Origin of the sequence: Achromobacter sp. DH1f, from assembly GCF_000633435.1 — a bacterium.
Lineage (GTDB): Bacteria > Pseudomonadota > Gammaproteobacteria > Burkholderiales > Burkholderiaceae_B > Achromobacter > Achromobacter deleyi.
Map to the genome: position 1 here is coordinate 123,447 of NZ_AYMF01000006.1, position 15,417 is coordinate 138,863.

A 15,417-nucleotide genomic window follows, 5' to 3' on the forward strand; every position below is an offset into this window, starting at 1 on the left:
GGCGTGTGTCAAGGGGGAGGGCAGCCGGAAACGGCTGTCCTCCCCTTTTTTTGGCTCTTCGCGCAATCGCCCGGGCCGTTTACCGGCGCTCGATCCGGGAGGTGAATTCGTCGCTCGTCATGACGTGCGCGGTGGACGCGCCCAGGATGACGAGCGTGGCCTCATGCACCTGCTCGGCCGTCATGGCGCCGTGGCCGGTGTCCGGGTAGTCGAAGGTGCCCGTGAGGTCCGACAGAAACGCCACCTGGTAATTGTGGAACATGGCGTCCCTTGCCGTCGCATGGCAGCAGCATTCGGTGGTGGTGCCGGTGATGGCTACCGTCTTGATGCCCCATTGCCTCAGCATGAGGTCGAGATCCGTCGCAAAGAATGCGCTATAGCGGTGCTTCTTGATCACGTGCTCGCCCGCCGCGGGGGCCAGCGAGGGGTGGATGTCGGCCCCCGGCGTGCCGTCGACCAGCGCCGCGCCATGCTCGATCGGGGGATAGAGCTGACCATACAGTCCGACGTCCGAGCGATCGCTGCGATGGACGTGGGCGGTATAGATGATCCGTATGCCGGCCTGGCGGCACCGGGCAAGGAATTCGCCGAGTTGCGGGACGAAATCGTGTGCCTGCCGTGCCAGCATCGGCGCGCCAGCCGCGACAAAGTCCGTCTGCATATCCACCACGACCACTACGGTTTCGGCTGGATTGATACGCGCTATTTGGTATGGCATGCTTTCCTCGCGGTTCGTTTGGAAAAACGAGTGTCGCTCCAGACTCGGGCGTGGGCTTGCCTGGCCGCGCCAATCTGTGTCCTGGAAGCGTCACGGTTATCCCGTCATGGGGGGAGTTCACGCAATGCATGATCTTGTCTCGGTCCAGGAAGGTGACAGTTTCGAGCACTGGCATGAGGTCACCTGCCGCAACTACTCGGTCACCCAGTGCCGTCCGCCAAGCAGCAAGGGTTTCAGTGCAACGGTCTCCGGGCACGCGCTGGGCCGTCTCGTCATGAGCGAGATCGCCTCGTCAATCACGGGAGAAACACCCTTGCGCGTCACCCGCAGCGCGTCTGATGCGCGTAAGGATGGCCGCGACGACTTCCTGCTGTGGCTTGCCCGTGCCGGTTCCGTCACCTTTGAGCAGCAGGGTCGATCGGTTCGGTTGGTCGAGGGCGACCTGATGCTGCACGACCAGGCGTATCCGTTCTCGCTGGCGTTCTTGAAGCAATCCGCCTCGACGATGGTGACGATTCCCCGGGATTTCCTGATGCGGTGGCTTCCGCAGGCGGAACGCATGGTGGCCCTGCGGCTGCCGGGAGATTCCGCCGTCGGGCGCTTGTCGTCCTTGACGATACGCGAGCTCTCTCGCCGTATTCCCGATATTTCCGCCTCCACGGGGGACCGCCTGGGTGCTGGGGCGATGCAGATATGGGCGGCCGCTTTCGACGAGACGTTCCGTCCCTGTCATGACACGGCACGCGACGGCAAGCTTCACGCCGCAAAGCGCTACATGCTCGAGCGTCTGCACGACGTGGACCTCTATACGAAGAGCGTCGCCCGGCACATCCATGTGTCCAACCGGACACTCTTGCGGATATTTGCGCTTGAGGGAACGACGCCCATGCGCTGGTTGTGGTCGCAACGTCTGGCGGCCAGTCATGCGTACCTGAAAAGCGGCAAGGCGCGCAACGTGACCGAAGTTGCGCTGAGCTACGGTTTTCGCGGCCTTTCTCATTTCTGCCGCTCGTACAAGTCGGTCTATGGCGTATCGGCGGGCGAAGCCATGAGACGCGTCTCTTGAATGCCGGAACGCCGCTCGCTACGCCGGGATTCGAGGCTGCGTGCCGAACGGGTTGTCGATGATGTAGCGCCAGATGCCGTCCTCGCGGCGCTGCATGACGTCGGCAGCGGTTCCTTGCATCTTGATGATCGAGCCGTCGGCGCTGACCCCGTCAAAACGCCAGTCGGAAATCAGCAGGGCCGTGTCGCCGGTCACAATCAGCTCGCGCTGCGTTGTCTGCATCGGAACGTCGATGCTGAAGAATTTCCTGAGCTCATTGCCGATGGCATCCAGTCCGCGGTGCATCGTTCCGGTTGCATCGATCAATACGCTATCCGGATGAAATAGCTCAAGCGCGACGGCGACGTCACGAGACTTGAAGCGCGCCGCCACCACCGAGGCGATGGCTTCTGGCGTACGGGCATGTTCGAAGTTGCTGGACATAGGCTGTCTTCCACGAAAAATTCATTGGGCAACCCTGGACGATCGAAGTTCAATCTCATTTCGTCGGCCAGCGAACCGAGTTCAGGCGGTGCTGCCAGGTCCCGCCAGCGTCTTAAAAGAAAATTAAAAACCGTCGTTCATCATTCAACATCCATCAGTCTTCACCTACGGGCTGCCATTGAATGAAGCGGCTCACCGCCATCCCCAAGATAAGAAAGGCCCTGCCGGCCTTGCTGATCGCGCTTGCCTGGACAGGTTGCGCGGTTGCGCAAGAGGGCAGGCCTGGCAGCCAGAAAAGCCCGTTGTTGCCGGGCATTGATGTCCCGTCTGCCGACACGCGCTATCGCGACTTTGATCGTGAGGTTACACCGCTCCCGATCCTGTCGGACAAGAGCCGATGGGTCAGCTTGATCGTCCCGTCTCTGGATTTCAAACTGTATTCCACGGATATCGTTTCGCTCTGGCTGAACGGGCGTTGGGATAGCGACGACGAGCGCAATAACGCTCCGTTTCTGTGGGGCGAAAACCTGGATCAATGCTGGTCAGGCCTGCCCATCCTGATCGACGACGGCGACTCTGTTACCGCGACCATTGCGCGCCTGCGAGCCCCCCAAGATCGGAACGGCCGTGCAAGCACTTGTTGATGTGCATGTTTTGAGCCAGGTGCCCACCCCTGCGCAACTTCAGTTCAACCACCGGAAGCCATCCATGTTCTCCACCTCTTGCGCCACACAGGGAATTTTCGCGCTGACCCTGGCCGCATCCTTGGCGGGGTGCGCCGGTCATTCCGCGCCGGCCCGGCAAGCCGGGGATCCGTCGTCAACGCAACGAGTCACGAGCGCGGGTGTCGTCAACGGTCTCGATCGCACCACCACCACGGGCGTCCATGCCTGGCTTGGCATTCCGTATGCGCAGCCGCCGGTGGGCGCGCTGCGCTGGATGCCGCCCGTCGATCCGGCGCCATGGATAGGCGTGCGCGCCGCGCAACAGTTCGGGCACTCGTGCGCGCAAGGCGGCATGTACTTCAGTCCTGCGCCGAATGACGCGCCGTATGGCCTGGCCGTGCGGGAAGGCTTTGGAAAACCGGTGGGCAACGAAGACTGCCTGACCATGAACATCTGGAGTCCGGCAGCAGAAAGCGGCCCGCTGCCCGTCATATTCTTCATCCACGGCGGCAGCAACGTCTCGGGCTATTCTGCCGATCCCGTCTACGACGGGCAGGCGCTTGCGAAGCAGGCCAACGCGGTCGTCGTCACGATCAACTACCGCTTGGGCATCCTCGGCTGGCTCGATCTGCCGCAACTCAAGACCGGCAACGCGCTCGCGGATTCCGGCAACTTTGCGCTGCTCGATCAACAGCAGGCGCTGAAGTTCGTGAAGAACAACATCGCGGCATTCGGTGGGGACCCGAACAACATCACGGTGATGGGGGAGTCGGCCGGCGCGGTCAACGTGTGGGCACTGCTGGTCTCCCCCTTGTCGGCCGGGCTGTTCGAGAAGGCCGTCCCGTTGAGCGGCGGCCTCTTGAATTCGTCTCGGAACGACGCGCAGGCCTACTCGAAGGCGTTGTTGACGGCGATTGTCATTGCCGACGGCAAGGCGAAGGACGAGACGTCCGCAAGGGCTTGGCTCGCGTCAAGATCGAATGCGCAGGTCGCCGCCTACGTGCGCGGCATTCCCGCCGACAAGCTGCTCGAGGTAATGATTGCGAATCCGCAACTGGGCAGCGCAAGCTCGCCCATCGAGGACGGCAACGTTGTGCCGGTGAACTCGGTTGCCGCGCTGGCGGCGGGGCAGTACCAGAAGGTGCCCGTACTGGCCGGCAATACCAAGGACGAAGGCACGTTGTTCGCCGCGCTGTTCGGCAAGCTCTCGGGCAGCGGCATTTCCGGCTACAAGCTGGGCGACTACGATCGATTCGGCCTGCAGTTCAATTTCGATCCGGATGCGCCGGGCGGGCTGACCGAGACCGACCTGATCAGTGCTCCCTATCTGCCGGTGACAGCCTTGCCGCACGGGTGGAATGCAATGGCCGCGCGGGTAACCGACGCCATCTTCTTGCGCGCGGCGACGACGCCCCTCACTGCTCTGTCTGCGCAGCAGCCTGACAAGGTCTGGTACTACCGCTTTGACTGGAACCAGGCGCCCGCGCCGTTCAACACGGTGTACGGTGCCACCCATGCGCTGGATCTGCCCTTCATCTTTGGCAACTTCGGCCCGAACACGTTTTCTTTCGCGTACAGCAATGCGAACAAGGCGGGGCGTGAAGCCCTGTCGAACGCGATGGCCGCAAGCCTTGCGGCTTTTGCAAAGACCGGCAACCCGAACACGCCGACGCTGGGCGCCAAGTGGGAAAACTATCCGGGCAAGATGGTGCTGGATGCGTCGCCGACCGAGTTGCGCATTCGGACGCAGTAGTCAATCTCAAGTGCTGTTTGAGGTGGCCATGCGCGTGATCGACACGCGCATGGCCACAGGCTTTCAGTTACACGCCAATAGGACCGCCATCGATTCGTTGAATGACCACGGTGGACGATCGCGGGCGCACGGTCGTTGTGCTCGCAACGGAGGCATCGTCCGTGCCATAGGCAGGCCAGTTCACGGGATGCTGAACATTCAGGAAGATGCTGGTGTAGTCCGGCGTGAACGCGAAGCCTGTGACTTCGGCGTCGTTGGGGCCGACGAAGAAGCGGCGCAGGCTGGCCTGATTGGACGCGTTGATGGCCGGCCCCGTCCCGGTGCTGTCGGCCAGCGCGCCGGGAATAACGGCCAGCATCTGGTCGTTGGTGGCGCGGGCGACGTTGTTGTTTCGGCCGCCATCGATGCCGTTGTCGGTCTGGATCCACAGGATGCCGCGGGGGTCAAAGCCCAGGCCGTCGGGGCTGGCCAGCTGGTTCAGCTCGGTCAGGCCCGAGCGGTTGGTGTCGGCATCGGCGCCGGCGTCCGAACCGAAGACAAAGATGTCCCATTTGAATGTCGTCGAGCCGGCCTCGTCGTGCCAGCGGACGATATGGCCGTTGCGGTTGTTCAAGCGCGGATTGGGTCCGTTCGTGCCAGAGTCGGCATCGCGGCTGCTGTTGTTCGTCAGCGTCACGTAGATGTCGCCGTTGGTGGGATGCGTGACCGTCCACTCGGGGCGGTCCATCGGAGTCGCCCCCACAAAGTCGGCCGCGCCGCGCGTGTTGATCAGGATGGCGTCCAGGCTGCCGAATTCATCGGCCAGCGTAAGGCCGCCGGCCCCGGTGGCCGTGCCGGTCAGCGCCAGCCATTCCCCCGTGCCGTCGTCGTTGAAGCGGGCGACATACAGCGTGCCCTTGTCCAGATACTTGGCGCCGACCGCCAGGCGGTCGGTGCGCTCGGCGTCCTTCGGGTCCCACACGGCGTCGGAGACGAAGCGGTAGATGTACTCGAAGCGCGAATCGTCGCCACTGTAGAAAGCCAGGGGCTTGCCGGCCTCAGGCTTGCTGTAGGTGCAGCCTTCGTGGGCGAAGCGGCCCATCGACGTGCGCTTGGTGGCGATGCTGGACGGGTCGTAGGGGTCGATCTCGACCAGGTAGCCGAATCCGTTGACTTCGTTGCGCCAGTCCTGCGTCGCGCTGGCACCGGTTTCCGTGACGTTGAAGCGCGCGAATTCACCCAGCACCTCCGATGCGTCGTCGGCGGCGGTTTCCCAACGGTAGCGTCCGGTGGAAGAGGGTACGCCCACGCGGCGCTGGTGCGCCGGGCGCGTACCCTTGTTCACGAAGCACGCCGCCCAGTTTTCTTCGGCGGTGATGTAGGTGCCCCACGGCGTGTAGCCGTTGCCGCAATTGTTGTTGGTCCCGCGCACTTGCGTGCCATTGGGCGAGAACGGGGTCTTGACCCAGTCCGTGCCGCCAACGGGGCCGGCCAGCTTCATGGCGGTGGCCGACGTGAAGCGGCGGTTGTAGCGCGAGTTGTTGACGATGGTCCATCGGCCGCTTTCACGGCGCACGTGCACGATGGCCACCCCGTGCGCGTTGATTTCCTTGCGAACTTCCTCAGCAGGGCGCTTGCCGGCGATGCGGGTCGGACCGTTGGGGTGCAGGGCATCCGCGTCGATGTACTCGTGGTTGACGGCCAGCAGGCCTTCCGTGGAACTGCCTTCGATCGGAAAATAGTGCATGCCGTCGTGATGCATGCCCATGGCGTTGAGCAGGTCGTTGGACGAGTTATTGCCATTCTGGTCCCACGGCTGCGCGTTGTCGTTCAGCGGCGTGCCCCAAGGCGCGAATACGTGGGCGACGTAGCCGCTGGGGACCACGCAGCCGTCGGTCATCGAGTTGGGCAGGGATTCAAAGCCCAGCTTCAGCGCGGCGGGCGGGGCGACCGGATGGGGCGGCGTGTCGGGCGTGGCTGGCGCCTGGCTGTTGTCCGCGTCGTCGTCGTCGCTGCTGTTGCAACCGGCCAGCCCCAGGCTGGTCATCGTCGCGAACGCCGCCGCCAGGCCGCCGCGCATCACCGTACGGCGCGACATGCTTCTTTCCAGGATTTCGCTGAAAGGGGTGTTCTTGGCGGGGTTGTGGATCGTCTTGTCAGAAATGGATTTGCTCATTGGATGCCTAGCATATGAAGGTGGCCGTAGTAGGAGTGGCAATGCTATGCATGCAGAATGAAAGGTTGATGACAAATAGCTGAACGTTTTGCGGAGGAGTCAAAACCTGACGCGCAGGCCGAATGTGCCGCCGACGTCGTAGCTGTCCGCGAAGTTCTGCAGGCTGGTGTCGGCCGCCACTTCGGCATAGACGGTGTACTTGTCATTCGCCCAGCTGTAGGCGCCGCCCAGGCCGATCCCGCCGGCCAACCTTTCTGTGCGGCTGCTGAATGTCGTTCCCGCAACGTCGACCCGCGTGCCATCGAGGAATTCGTTCGTCAGATTCACGATGCCGTAGACCTTGGCGCGGCTCGCCTTGCCATTGGCGTCCTTTCCGCTACGCTCATGCTCCAGCGCCAGGCCGAGGCGTCCCTTCAGGCTGTCGCCCTGCTCAAGCGAGACGCGCGTGCCGTAGGGGTCGGTGAAACTGTCGAAGTCGATGGACGACCAGGTCAATTGCGCCTGTGGCGTAAGCGTCCAGTACTCGCTGAGCGTGATGCGTTTGCCCCCTTCGAGGCTGAGCGCATGGCCCGATCCGTCATTGCCCTGGGCAAGGCTGCGGCCCAGGGTGCGGGAATGCAGGTCGCTTTCGTACTGGGTGACCTGTCCCTGCGCGTCAAGATAGAAGCCGTTGGCACCGTACCAGGTCAGCGTGCCACCCAAGCCATAGCCCGACGTGTCGATGTTGCCGTTGCCGACGGCAGAGGAAATGTCGGTCTTGACCTGGCCGTAGTGGACGGTGACGCCGCCGATCAGCTTGCCTGCGTCGCTGCTGTGCAGTTGGCCGTCAACGCCCGCCTGGAGTTTCCACAGGGTGTAGTCATAATCCGTGCGGCTCGTCGTGTCGCCGGGCTGTTGGCGGCCATGCAGGCCTTCGATCCGGGCCCAGACGTTATTGCCCCGGATCATGGCCGCCCTGCCGTCCTGATCGTTGGTAGTCAGCCCCTGGCTTGGCGCGCATGCGGAACCGCCGGCCGCGTCCTGGCATGCGGTCTGGACCTGATCACGCCAGTAGCGGTCACTCGTGCGCTGCGACAGGGTCGGCAGGCGATTGAGGATCAGCAACGCCGCCGGGTAGGCTTCATAGGCCGGAACGCCCGGCTGATAGCGTGAGCGCAAATACCAGTCGTTGCTGGCCTGGCTGTCGCCATAGACATCCGGACCGTTCGAGACCGGGCTGCGGTTCAGCGTATAGGCATAGGCGCCGTCGACTTTGGCGTTCTGGCCGTCTTGGGTGACATAGTCGCCATTGCCCAGGAAGAACGCATCCGCGTTCGTCATGCCGCCATGGATGGCATCGACAACCTTGATGCCGTCGGTGGTGGGCGCGCCCTTGCCGGCGAGGTTGTGGATGACCAGTCCGGTGCGGCCGGTGGCCGCCCCGCCGTCAATCACGATTCGATCCGACGGCGAACCATCCGCACCCAGTACCGTGTTGAGCGCGACGGAACCCTGGTTGCCCACGTAATTCCTGGTCGTCAACGTCTTGAATCCCCCTGCGCCGGGCGGCGCAAAGGTGATCGTGCCGGCGTTGGCAACGGTGTCGGAGACGGTTGATCCCTCCGTCATGGTCCAGACGCTGCCTGCGTCCAGCGACAGGTTCGTCGCGTTGTCGGCCGCGCCGGTCAACGTGCTGCCAACAAGGCTGACATTGGCGGTATTGCCTGCGGCGGCAAAGACACGACCCTGCAGGCCGGTATTGATGGCCTTCAAATTAACGGCCCCCGGGTTGCCGGCCGCGTCATCGAGCACGTTCAGAACCCGGCCGCTTCCATTGCCCGTCGTCATCGCATTCAGCGTGACATCGAGGTTGCCGCCATCTGATTGCACCAGGTCGCCCAGTTCGCTTTTCAGCGTGCCATTCTTTATCGAAACGGTGCTGACCCGATTGGCGCCGAGAAAACTGCTATGGATACCTGCTGCAGCGGTACCCTGTGTGGTGATATCGCCACTGGCAATCTGGATTGTGCTGTCGTCCATTGCGACGATGCCGTGACTTTTCGTGCCTGTCGTTTTAATGGTCAACGGACCGTTCGAGGTAATCGTACTCATGCTGGAAGCCAGTCCTGCCGAGCCATCACCGGTGGTTGCAATGTCAACGGCCCCGTTCAGCGTCACGTCACTGGCGATCAAGGCATCGATGCCGTGAGCGAGATTGCTGCCGCCCGTCCTGATGGCCAACGTACCATTCGAGGTAACCGTACTTTGGTATGCAAACAGTCCCGTCGAGGTATCGCCGCGGGTTGCAATATCAACGGTGCCGCCCAGGGTAATGTCGCTGCTGGCTAGCGCAATACCGCGGGCGAGGCCATTGCCTGCCGTTCTGATGATCAATGAGCCGTTCGAGGTCGCTGTGCTGCTGCCAAGCAAGCGCAACCCCATTGATCGATTTCCGGTGGTCGCAATATCAACGGCACCGTCAAGGGTCGTGGTGCTGGATTTGGTACTGATGCCATCCGCGTCGGCATTGCCTGAAGTCCTGATGGTCAAAGGGCCGCGCGAGGTCACCGTACTGATGTAAGCAGGCAGGCCAACTGCGCGGTCGCCCGTGGTGGTTATCGTGCCGCCGCCAAGATTGAGCGTCCCGTGCCCGAAAGCTGCTGCTCCATGAGCCGCCGTGCCGGTCGTGGTGATCGTCACCGGCCCCAGAGCATCTATGGTTCCATGATCGTAGGCGGCAAGCGCGGTACCTGCGGCTTCGCCCGCGGCTTTCGTGGCGATGACCGTATCGGCGGGAACCTGAAGGGTCACGCCGTCGGCGACGATCTGCTGAGCGGCCGCGGGGATGCCGGCTGCGCCAATCGCCAGTGCGCTGGCGGTGAGTAGAAATTGCGAATGCTTGGTCTTGCCCATGTTTTCGGCCTGTTCAATACGGTCATGATCTGTCCTGAATATGTGGTGGGCTTGCGTTGGGCTTCGCGGCATTTCCCCGCGAAATCAAAGTGGCCTGCGACACGTCAGGGACCGCCGCTGTGAGTGGATATCTGCAATCCTGGAAGATGGCCAGATTAGCGAGGCCCGCCTGCGGCGCAAATGAGACGATTCTGAAATCGGGTGGCTGATTTTTAAGAATCCTCTCGTTCCCGTGTGCCGTGGATATCCCTATTCTGCGTAGCTGTCGCCGGCGGATGGCCGTGCAGATGCGCAGTGCCTGTCGCGGTAACTTCCTTCCTGCGATGGCGGCACGGTGTCCAGGGAGTTAACGCAAGAGCATGAAGCCCTTTAGCCTATTGATTGTTGATGATCACGCCTGGCAGCTGGAATACCTGAGCCGTCTGTTTCAACGTGGCGGCGAGTTCCGGGTGGAGACTGCGTCGCGGGGCGAAGACGCCCTGGAGCTCATGAAGAGCGTCAAGTTCGACCTGATCCTGCTCGACTTGATGATGCCGGAATTCGATGGGATTCAATTCATCCGGCAACTGGCGCAGCAGCCCGTCAAGCCGGGCCTGGCCATCATGAGCGCGTCCTCCAGCCGCTTGCTCAACAGCGCCAGCCGGATGGCCGAACTGCTGGGCATTCGCGTGGTGGGTCATCTTGAGAAGCCCGTCCGTCTTGCCGACGTGAAATCGCTGGCATCCGAGATCGAGGTCGCGTGGCGGTCGAAATACCATCACCGCGATTTCCCGTTGGCATTGGAAAGGGATACCCTTCAGGCGGCCCTGGAAGGTGGCAAGGTCCAGACGTGGTTTCAGCCCAAGGTCAGCCTGGGCAGCGGCGCGGTTGTGGGTGCCGAAGCGCTCGCCCGATGGATCACGGACGATGGCCTGATATTGCTGCCCAACCAGTTCCTGCCAGCCCTCTCGTTGTTTCAACTCGACGAGACGTTGCTGCAGTGTGTGATCAAGCAGACCATCACGGCGCAACGCAAGTGGGACGAGCGCGGTGTCCCGGTCCCCGTTTCCATCAATCTGCCGCCCCACCTGTTCGATGATGAGTCGCTTCCTGACAAGATACTCAATTGGACATTGGCCGAGGGCGGCCAGCCGGCGACGATCAGTTTCGAACTGACGGAAGAAAGCACCGCGCGGTCCCAGAGCAATTTCTTCGCCGGGGCCTGCCGTCTCAGAATGATGGGCTTCGGCCTTGCCCAGGACGATTTCAGCCAAGGCTACAGCTCGCTCTACAACCTGATATCCGCGCCTTTTTCCGAATTGAAGATAGATCGGGCGCTGGTCGTCGGCTGCCTGGATGACGATGGCGCGCAGGCCGCCGTGGAAAGCGCCGTGGCGCTTGGCCAACGGCTGGGCATCATGGTCGTCGCGGAGGGCGTTCAGCAGCGCGAACAGGTCGAGTATCTGCGTTCGATCGGATGTGACGCCGCACAGGGCTTCTACTTTTCAGGCGCTTTGAGCGCCGATCTGTTCGCGGGATACTCCAGCCGCTGAGCCCCGGTGAGAACGCCCGCCCGGGGTCGGTGCCGCCGGGTAGCGCCAACGCCACAGGCCTGCCGAGCGCTGAAAAAGATAGCGCACATTCGAACCGGAAACGACCTATTGCCGTTAAAGTCGATTGTCATGGAACCCGAGTCCGCTTCTGTTCGCAAACTTGCGAGGATGTCTCATCGCCTTCAATTGATCCTGGCGATCATGATCGCGCTGGTTCTGTTTTCGCTTGCCGTCACCATTTTCTCCGCCTCCCGCGTCATTGCGCAGGAATATGCCCGGGCCCAATACCATTTCAACGAGGTCATCGGCAATCTGAGAAGCCACGGCGCCTTTCTCGAGCTTCTCGATGGCAAGGCAGGCAAACTGAAGCCCTTGGCCAACAAGCAGGCCCGCGAAATACTCGTCAGGTCCGATCCCGGCGACGGCACCGCAAGGTATGAGATCAAGGACGTCCTGTCGTCCACCGCGTTCATCCTCGCGACCCGAAGCGGGCTGGGCGAACCCCGCGGCAAGGGCATTCTCGCGCTGGGCGTGGCGCTCGATGAAATGTACGACAACTACTGGGCCAATTCCGAGTTTCCCGGCGACCAGGCGCTTGTTCTGTCGCTGCGCCATACCGACGCCATTTCGAAACCTTGTCTGCCCCTGGTACGGGCAGAGGGCCAGGATGAACACGCTTGTACGGTGAGTCTGGCGCGCATCCGCAAGGCGATCATCGAGGCCCCCGAGGAACAGGCGTCGCAGGCGGTCCATTGGTTGAGCCTGTATGGCGAAGGCAACCACCGCGATACCGTGAGTTTCATGGCGTACCGCCGCATTTCCGTCGACCCTGCCTTCGGACTGACCACCGAGGGACAGCCCGACGACTATGTCGCCGCCAGCTTTGTCGACTCGCATCGGCTGAGCAATGTCGGGGGGGTCCTGGACAGGGCGCTGGTCGAAGGATTCGAGCTCTTTTCGCCCGATGGCACGCCGCTGATGCCGCGGATGCCGCAGATCGCCAGCGAGCGCGGGGCGATCGCGCCCGGCGTGAGCTATGTCTTGCCAGGCATCATTTTCCAGGTCAGCAACGCGGACGGATGGCGAGCGAACTACTTTACGCCGTACAAGAATATTCTCTATATCGCGCAGTTTCATCTCATTGCCGCTTTCATACTGATCCTGATCGGGGCGGCGACGTTCGTGGTCTTGTTCAGGCATCATTCCCGCATGGTCGTGCTGCCGGCCCAGAGAAGCCATGAACGCATGGTCGAGAGCGAGAGCTTCAGCCGCGCGGTCGTCGATTCGGCCCAGGTCGGGGTATGCGTCATCGCGGACAATGGCGAGGTCCTGAACGCCAACGCGCTGGCCCGCACCTGGCTGGGCGGCACGGTGACCCCCGAATTGTTGACACCGGGCCGCACAGCGCAAGCCCCCGGCGGCCAGCCGGACGGGCCGCGGGTCGAGCAATTGAATGTGGCCGGCAGAAACCTCCAGATCCAGCGCACGAAGACGCGCTATGAAGGCCGCGACGCCACACTCTATGTACTGAACGACATTACGCAGTTCATTGACGTGGCCAATGTCTTGAATCAGGCCAAGACGGCGGCCGAAAGCGCCAATGTCGCCAAGACGGTGTTTCTTTCCACCATGAGCCACGAGATCAGGACGCCGTTGTATGGCGTCCTGGGCACGCTGGAGCTGCTGTCGCACAGCAGCCTGGATCCCGAGCAGCGCCAGTGCGTTCAGACCATTGAGAAGTCGTCCGCCAGTCTGCTTCACATCATCAGCGATGTCCTGGATGTCGCGAAGATCGAGGCTGGACAGCTCACGTTGGATGTCGCGACGTTCGACCCGGTGCAGTTGACCGAAGAGGTGCTGCAGTCCTATGCCGCGCTCGCGCACGCCAAGGACTTGCAGATCTACGCACTGATCGATCCGGCGGCGCCGCGCGCCGTGCAGGGGGACGCGTTGCGCATCAGGCAGGTACTTTCCAATCTGGTCAGCAATGCGCTCAAGTTCACCGAGCAAGGCCGGGTCACGCTTGCGCTGCAGGCGCTTGACGCCACCGTGCCGGCATCGTCCGCGCGTCTGCGCTGGCGCGTGGTGGACACCGGCGTCGGCATTTCGGAAGAATATCTGGATAGCCTGTTCGAACCCTTTTTCCAGGTGCCGTCAAACCGGGTGGCGCTCGTGCACGGCACGGGTATCGGTCTTTCCATCTGCAAGAGCATCGTCACGATGATGGGCGGGCACATCGACGTCAAGAGCCAGCTTGGCGGCGGAACGGCCATGACGCTGGCGCTTGACCTTCCCCTGGGTAGCCAGGCCCAGGCCGGCACGGGGAATCCGGCGCTGAAGCCGGAGACGATCCTGGTCCGCGCGCCATTCCGTGAGTTGGCGAACAATATCTGCCTCTGGGTGGAGCACTGGGGCGCACGGGCGGTGCAGCCAGTACCTGGGCGTTTGCCTGACAATATTGCCGTCGTCGTGGATATCTTTCCTGACTACCTGCCCCAGATGGATTGGGAGGGGCCGCGTATCGTCTGCCTGGGCGACGGCCCTTCATCGCCGCAGGCGTCCCGCAACGGACGCATCGTGAACCTCACGCCGATTCAGAACGTAGGATGGGCCCTTCATCAGCTGCAGTCCGGTGAGCGCGCGCCATACGAGAATCCACCGGCGTCCCGGCCCGGCGCGACGCCGCGCGCGCCAGGCGAGGCGAACCCGGACCCGCGTATCATCGAAGAAGACTTGAATCGCCTGTCGCTGCGGATCCTGGTCGCCGAGGACAACGCCACCAATCAGGCACTCATCCAGAAGCAACTGAAGGCGCTGGGATGCAAGGCAACGATCGTCAATGACGGCGCCGAGGCATTGAGCCGGTGGGGCAGGGAGACGTTCGACATACTGATCACGGATATCAACATGCCTGTCATGGATGGCTTGACCCTGGCGGCCAGGTTGCGCGCCGCCGGAGAGGTGCGCCCCATCATCGGCATTACGGCCACCCCTTTGCACGCCGGGCAGGAGCGCGAAGACAGTGCGATCAGCACCTGGCTGACCAAGCCCTTCACGATTGCCCAATTGCGCGATTGCCTGCTGGCCGCCTGTGTCGAAGTGAAAACGCCGCTTGAAAGCAGATGGTTCGGATCCAGAGCCACGACGCCCGAGGAAGACTCGATCTTCGACGACCTGCAGGCGGTCTTTGTCCAGACGACGCGTGAAGACCTGGAGGGGGCGAAAAGGGCCTTGTTGCAGAAAGATGCGCGTGCACTGCGCGCGATGATGCACCGGCTGTGCGGCAGTCTGGGAGTGGCCCATTTCGCCGACGTCGCTCGCGATTGCTGGGTGCTGGAAGAGCAACTCAACGATTCGACCATCACGATGCCGGTGGAAATTGCGGTCAGAAGCACCATTGCAGAGATAGAAAAAATACTGGACCAGATCCAGCAACCTCCGGCTGCGGGTGATGTCGAAAGGCCAGATGCCACGGATTCGGAACCTGTCCAAAGGCGGCAGCCATGAGACGTCTCAAACTCCTGATCGCCGACGACCATCCCGTCGTCCTGTTTGGGCTGAAGCAGATTCTGTCGAGCCGCACAGAGTACGAATTGGTTGGCGAGGCTCATCAGGCGGGCGAACTGCTGCGCCTGATCGTCCAGCACTCTCCCGATGTGTTGATCACCGACTACGACATGCCCGGTGATCCCGTCCACGGCGACGGCCTGCGCCTCATCAGCTACCTGCGGCGACAGTTCCCCGATCTCAAGATCATCATTCTGACGGTGGTGCAGTCTCCGGTCATCATCGCCAAGCTGTGGTCGATTGGCGTATTGGCGGTGTTGTCCAAAATGGATGACATGTCCGAGATACTGGCAGCCCTGCGCGCGGTCCAGGACAACAGAAGCTACAGTGGGCCTGCTGTCGAAGCGTCACGGCCAGCGCGCGCGAAGGGGCCTTCCGCGGCGGACAGGATCGACACGCTGACCATGAAGGAACTGGAGATTCTCAGGCACCTGATGTCAGGCAGCACCGTGACGGTGGTCGCGGCGACGTTGCAGCGTAGCGTAAAGACCGTCAGCGCCCAGAAAATGTCCGCCATGCGCAAGCTTGACGTGTCTTCCGATCATGAGCTTGTCATGTTCTGCCTGCAGCACAAGATCTTCGCGGCCTCCTGATGCGCCGCTCCGATAGCCAGGCCCGCCGGCGGCACGCCTGGTGTGGCGGGCCG

10 protein-coding genes are annotated in these 15,417 nt (G+C 62.4%); 6 read left to right on the top strand and 4 right to left on the bottom strand.

Annotated elements, in window-relative coordinates:
- Nucleotides 1-79: 79 nt before the first annotated feature.
- Nucleotides 80-718, bottom strand: a complete 639-nt coding sequence (locus U858_RS0103275; protein WP_025135765.1) for a cysteine hydrolase family protein — start codon at nucleotides 716-718, stop codon at nucleotides 80-82.
- A gap of 124 nt (nucleotides 719-842) precedes the next feature.
- Here U858_RS0103275 and U858_RS0103280 point away from each other — a divergent pair, with 124 nt between their 5' ends.
- Nucleotides 843-1,784, top strand: a complete 942-nt coding sequence (locus tag U858_RS0103280; RefSeq protein WP_025135766.1) for a helix-turn-helix domain-containing protein — start codon at nucleotides 843-845, stop codon at nucleotides 1,782-1,784.
- Nucleotides 1,785-1,802: 18 nt separating this feature from the next.
- Here U858_RS0103280 and U858_RS33550 read toward each other — a convergent pair whose 3' ends face one another.
- Nucleotides 1,803-2,207, bottom strand: a complete 405-nt coding sequence (locus U858_RS33550) for a nuclear transport factor 2 family protein (protein WP_025135767.1) — start codon at nucleotides 2,205-2,207, stop codon at nucleotides 1,803-1,805.
- A 182-nt stretch (nucleotides 2,208-2,389) separates the two neighbouring features.
- On the opposite strand from U858_RS33550, the gene U858_RS0103290 reads away from it, so the two are divergent.
- Together U858_RS0103290 and U858_RS0103295 are read left to right on the top strand one after the other, a co-directional pair.
- Complete coding sequence (locus U858_RS0103290) at nucleotides 2,390-2,851, top strand: hypothetical protein (protein WP_025135768.1); 462 nt, start codon at nucleotides 2,390-2,392, stop codon at nucleotides 2,849-2,851.
- 64 nt (nucleotides 2,852-2,915) lie between these two features.
- A complete protein-coding gene (locus U858_RS0103295) occupies nucleotides 2,916-4,625 on the top strand; it encodes a carboxylesterase/lipase family protein (RefSeq protein WP_025135769.1) in 1,710 nt (569 codons plus the stop codon).
- A 67-nt stretch (nucleotides 4,626-4,692) separates the two neighbouring features.
- Here the strand turns inward: U858_RS0103295 and U858_RS0103300 are convergent, their stop codons facing one another.
- Both U858_RS0103300 and U858_RS33555 read right to left on the bottom strand, forming a co-directional pair.
- A complete protein-coding gene (locus U858_RS0103300; RefSeq protein ID WP_025135770.1) occupies nucleotides 4,693-6,780 on the bottom strand; it encodes a PhoX family phosphatase in 2,088 nt (695 codons plus the stop codon).
- Between the two features lie 99 nt (nucleotides 6,781-6,879).
- Nucleotides 6,880-9,672 (bottom strand): autotransporter outer membrane beta-barrel domain-containing protein, encoded by a 2,793-nt coding sequence (locus U858_RS33555; protein ID WP_157838765.1) that lies wholly within the window; start codon nucleotides 9,670-9,672, stop codon nucleotides 6,880-6,882.
- A gap of 359 nt (nucleotides 9,673-10,031) precedes the next feature.
- Between U858_RS33555 and U858_RS0103320 the strand changes: the two genes are divergently transcribed.
- From U858_RS0103320 to U858_RS0103330, 3 genes are all read left to right on the top strand, one after another.
- Nucleotides 10,032-11,204: an EAL domain-containing response regulator gene (locus tag U858_RS0103320; RefSeq protein WP_025135773.1), complete on the top strand. Its 1,173-nt coding sequence runs from the start codon at nucleotides 10,032-10,034 to the stop codon at nucleotides 11,202-11,204.
- A gap of 129 nt (nucleotides 11,205-11,333) precedes the next feature.
- Nucleotides 11,334-14,711: a hybrid sensor histidine kinase/response regulator gene (locus U858_RS0103325; protein WP_157838766.1), complete on the top strand. Its 3,378-nt coding sequence runs from the start codon at nucleotides 11,334-11,336 to the stop codon at nucleotides 14,709-14,711.
- Entirely contained in the window at nucleotides 14,708-15,364 is a 657-nt protein-coding gene (locus U858_RS0103330) for a response regulator transcription factor (protein WP_025135775.1), read from the top strand. Before U858_RS0103325 ends, U858_RS0103330 begins: the two co-directional genes overlap by 4 nt.
- Nucleotides 15,365-15,417 lie beyond the last annotated feature (53 nt).

Bases quoted from the DNA above. Each gene is read 5' to 3' on its own strand.
- U858_RS0103325 (WP_157838766.1), top strand. From the start codon at position 11,334: ATGGAACCCGAGTCCGCTTCTGTTCGCAAACTTGCGAGGATGTCTCAT.
- U858_RS0103320 (WP_025135773.1), top strand. From the start codon at position 10,032: ATGAAGCCCTTTAGCCTATTGATTGTTGATGATCACGCCTGGCAGCTG.
- U858_RS33555 (WP_157838765.1), bottom strand. From the start codon at position 9,672: ATGGGCAAGACCAAGCATTCGCAATTTCTACTCACCGCCAGCGCACTG.
- U858_RS0103300 (WP_025135770.1), bottom strand. From the start codon at position 6,780: ATGAGCAAATCCATTTCTGACAAGACGATCCACAACCCCGCCAAGAAC.
- U858_RS0103280 (WP_025135766.1), top strand. From the start codon at position 843: ATGCATGATCTTGTCTCGGTCCAGGAAGGTGACAGTTTCGAGCACTGG.
- U858_RS0103290 (WP_025135768.1), top strand. From the start codon at position 2,390: ATGAAGCGGCTCACCGCCATCCCCAAGATAAGAAAGGCCCTGCCGGCC.
- U858_RS0103330 (WP_025135775.1), top strand. From the start codon at position 14,708: ATGAGACGTCTCAAACTCCTGATCGCCGACGACCATCCCGTCGTCCTG.
- U858_RS0103295 (WP_025135769.1), top strand. From the start codon at position 2,916: ATGTTCTCCACCTCTTGCGCCACACAGGGAATTTTCGCGCTGACCCTG.
- U858_RS33550 (WP_025135767.1), bottom strand. From the start codon at position 2,207: ATGTCCAGCAACTTCGAACATGCCCGTACGCCAGAAGCCATCGCCTCG.
- U858_RS0103275 (WP_025135765.1), bottom strand. From the start codon at position 718: ATGCCATACCAAATAGCGCGTATCAATCCAGCCGAAACCGTAGTGGTC.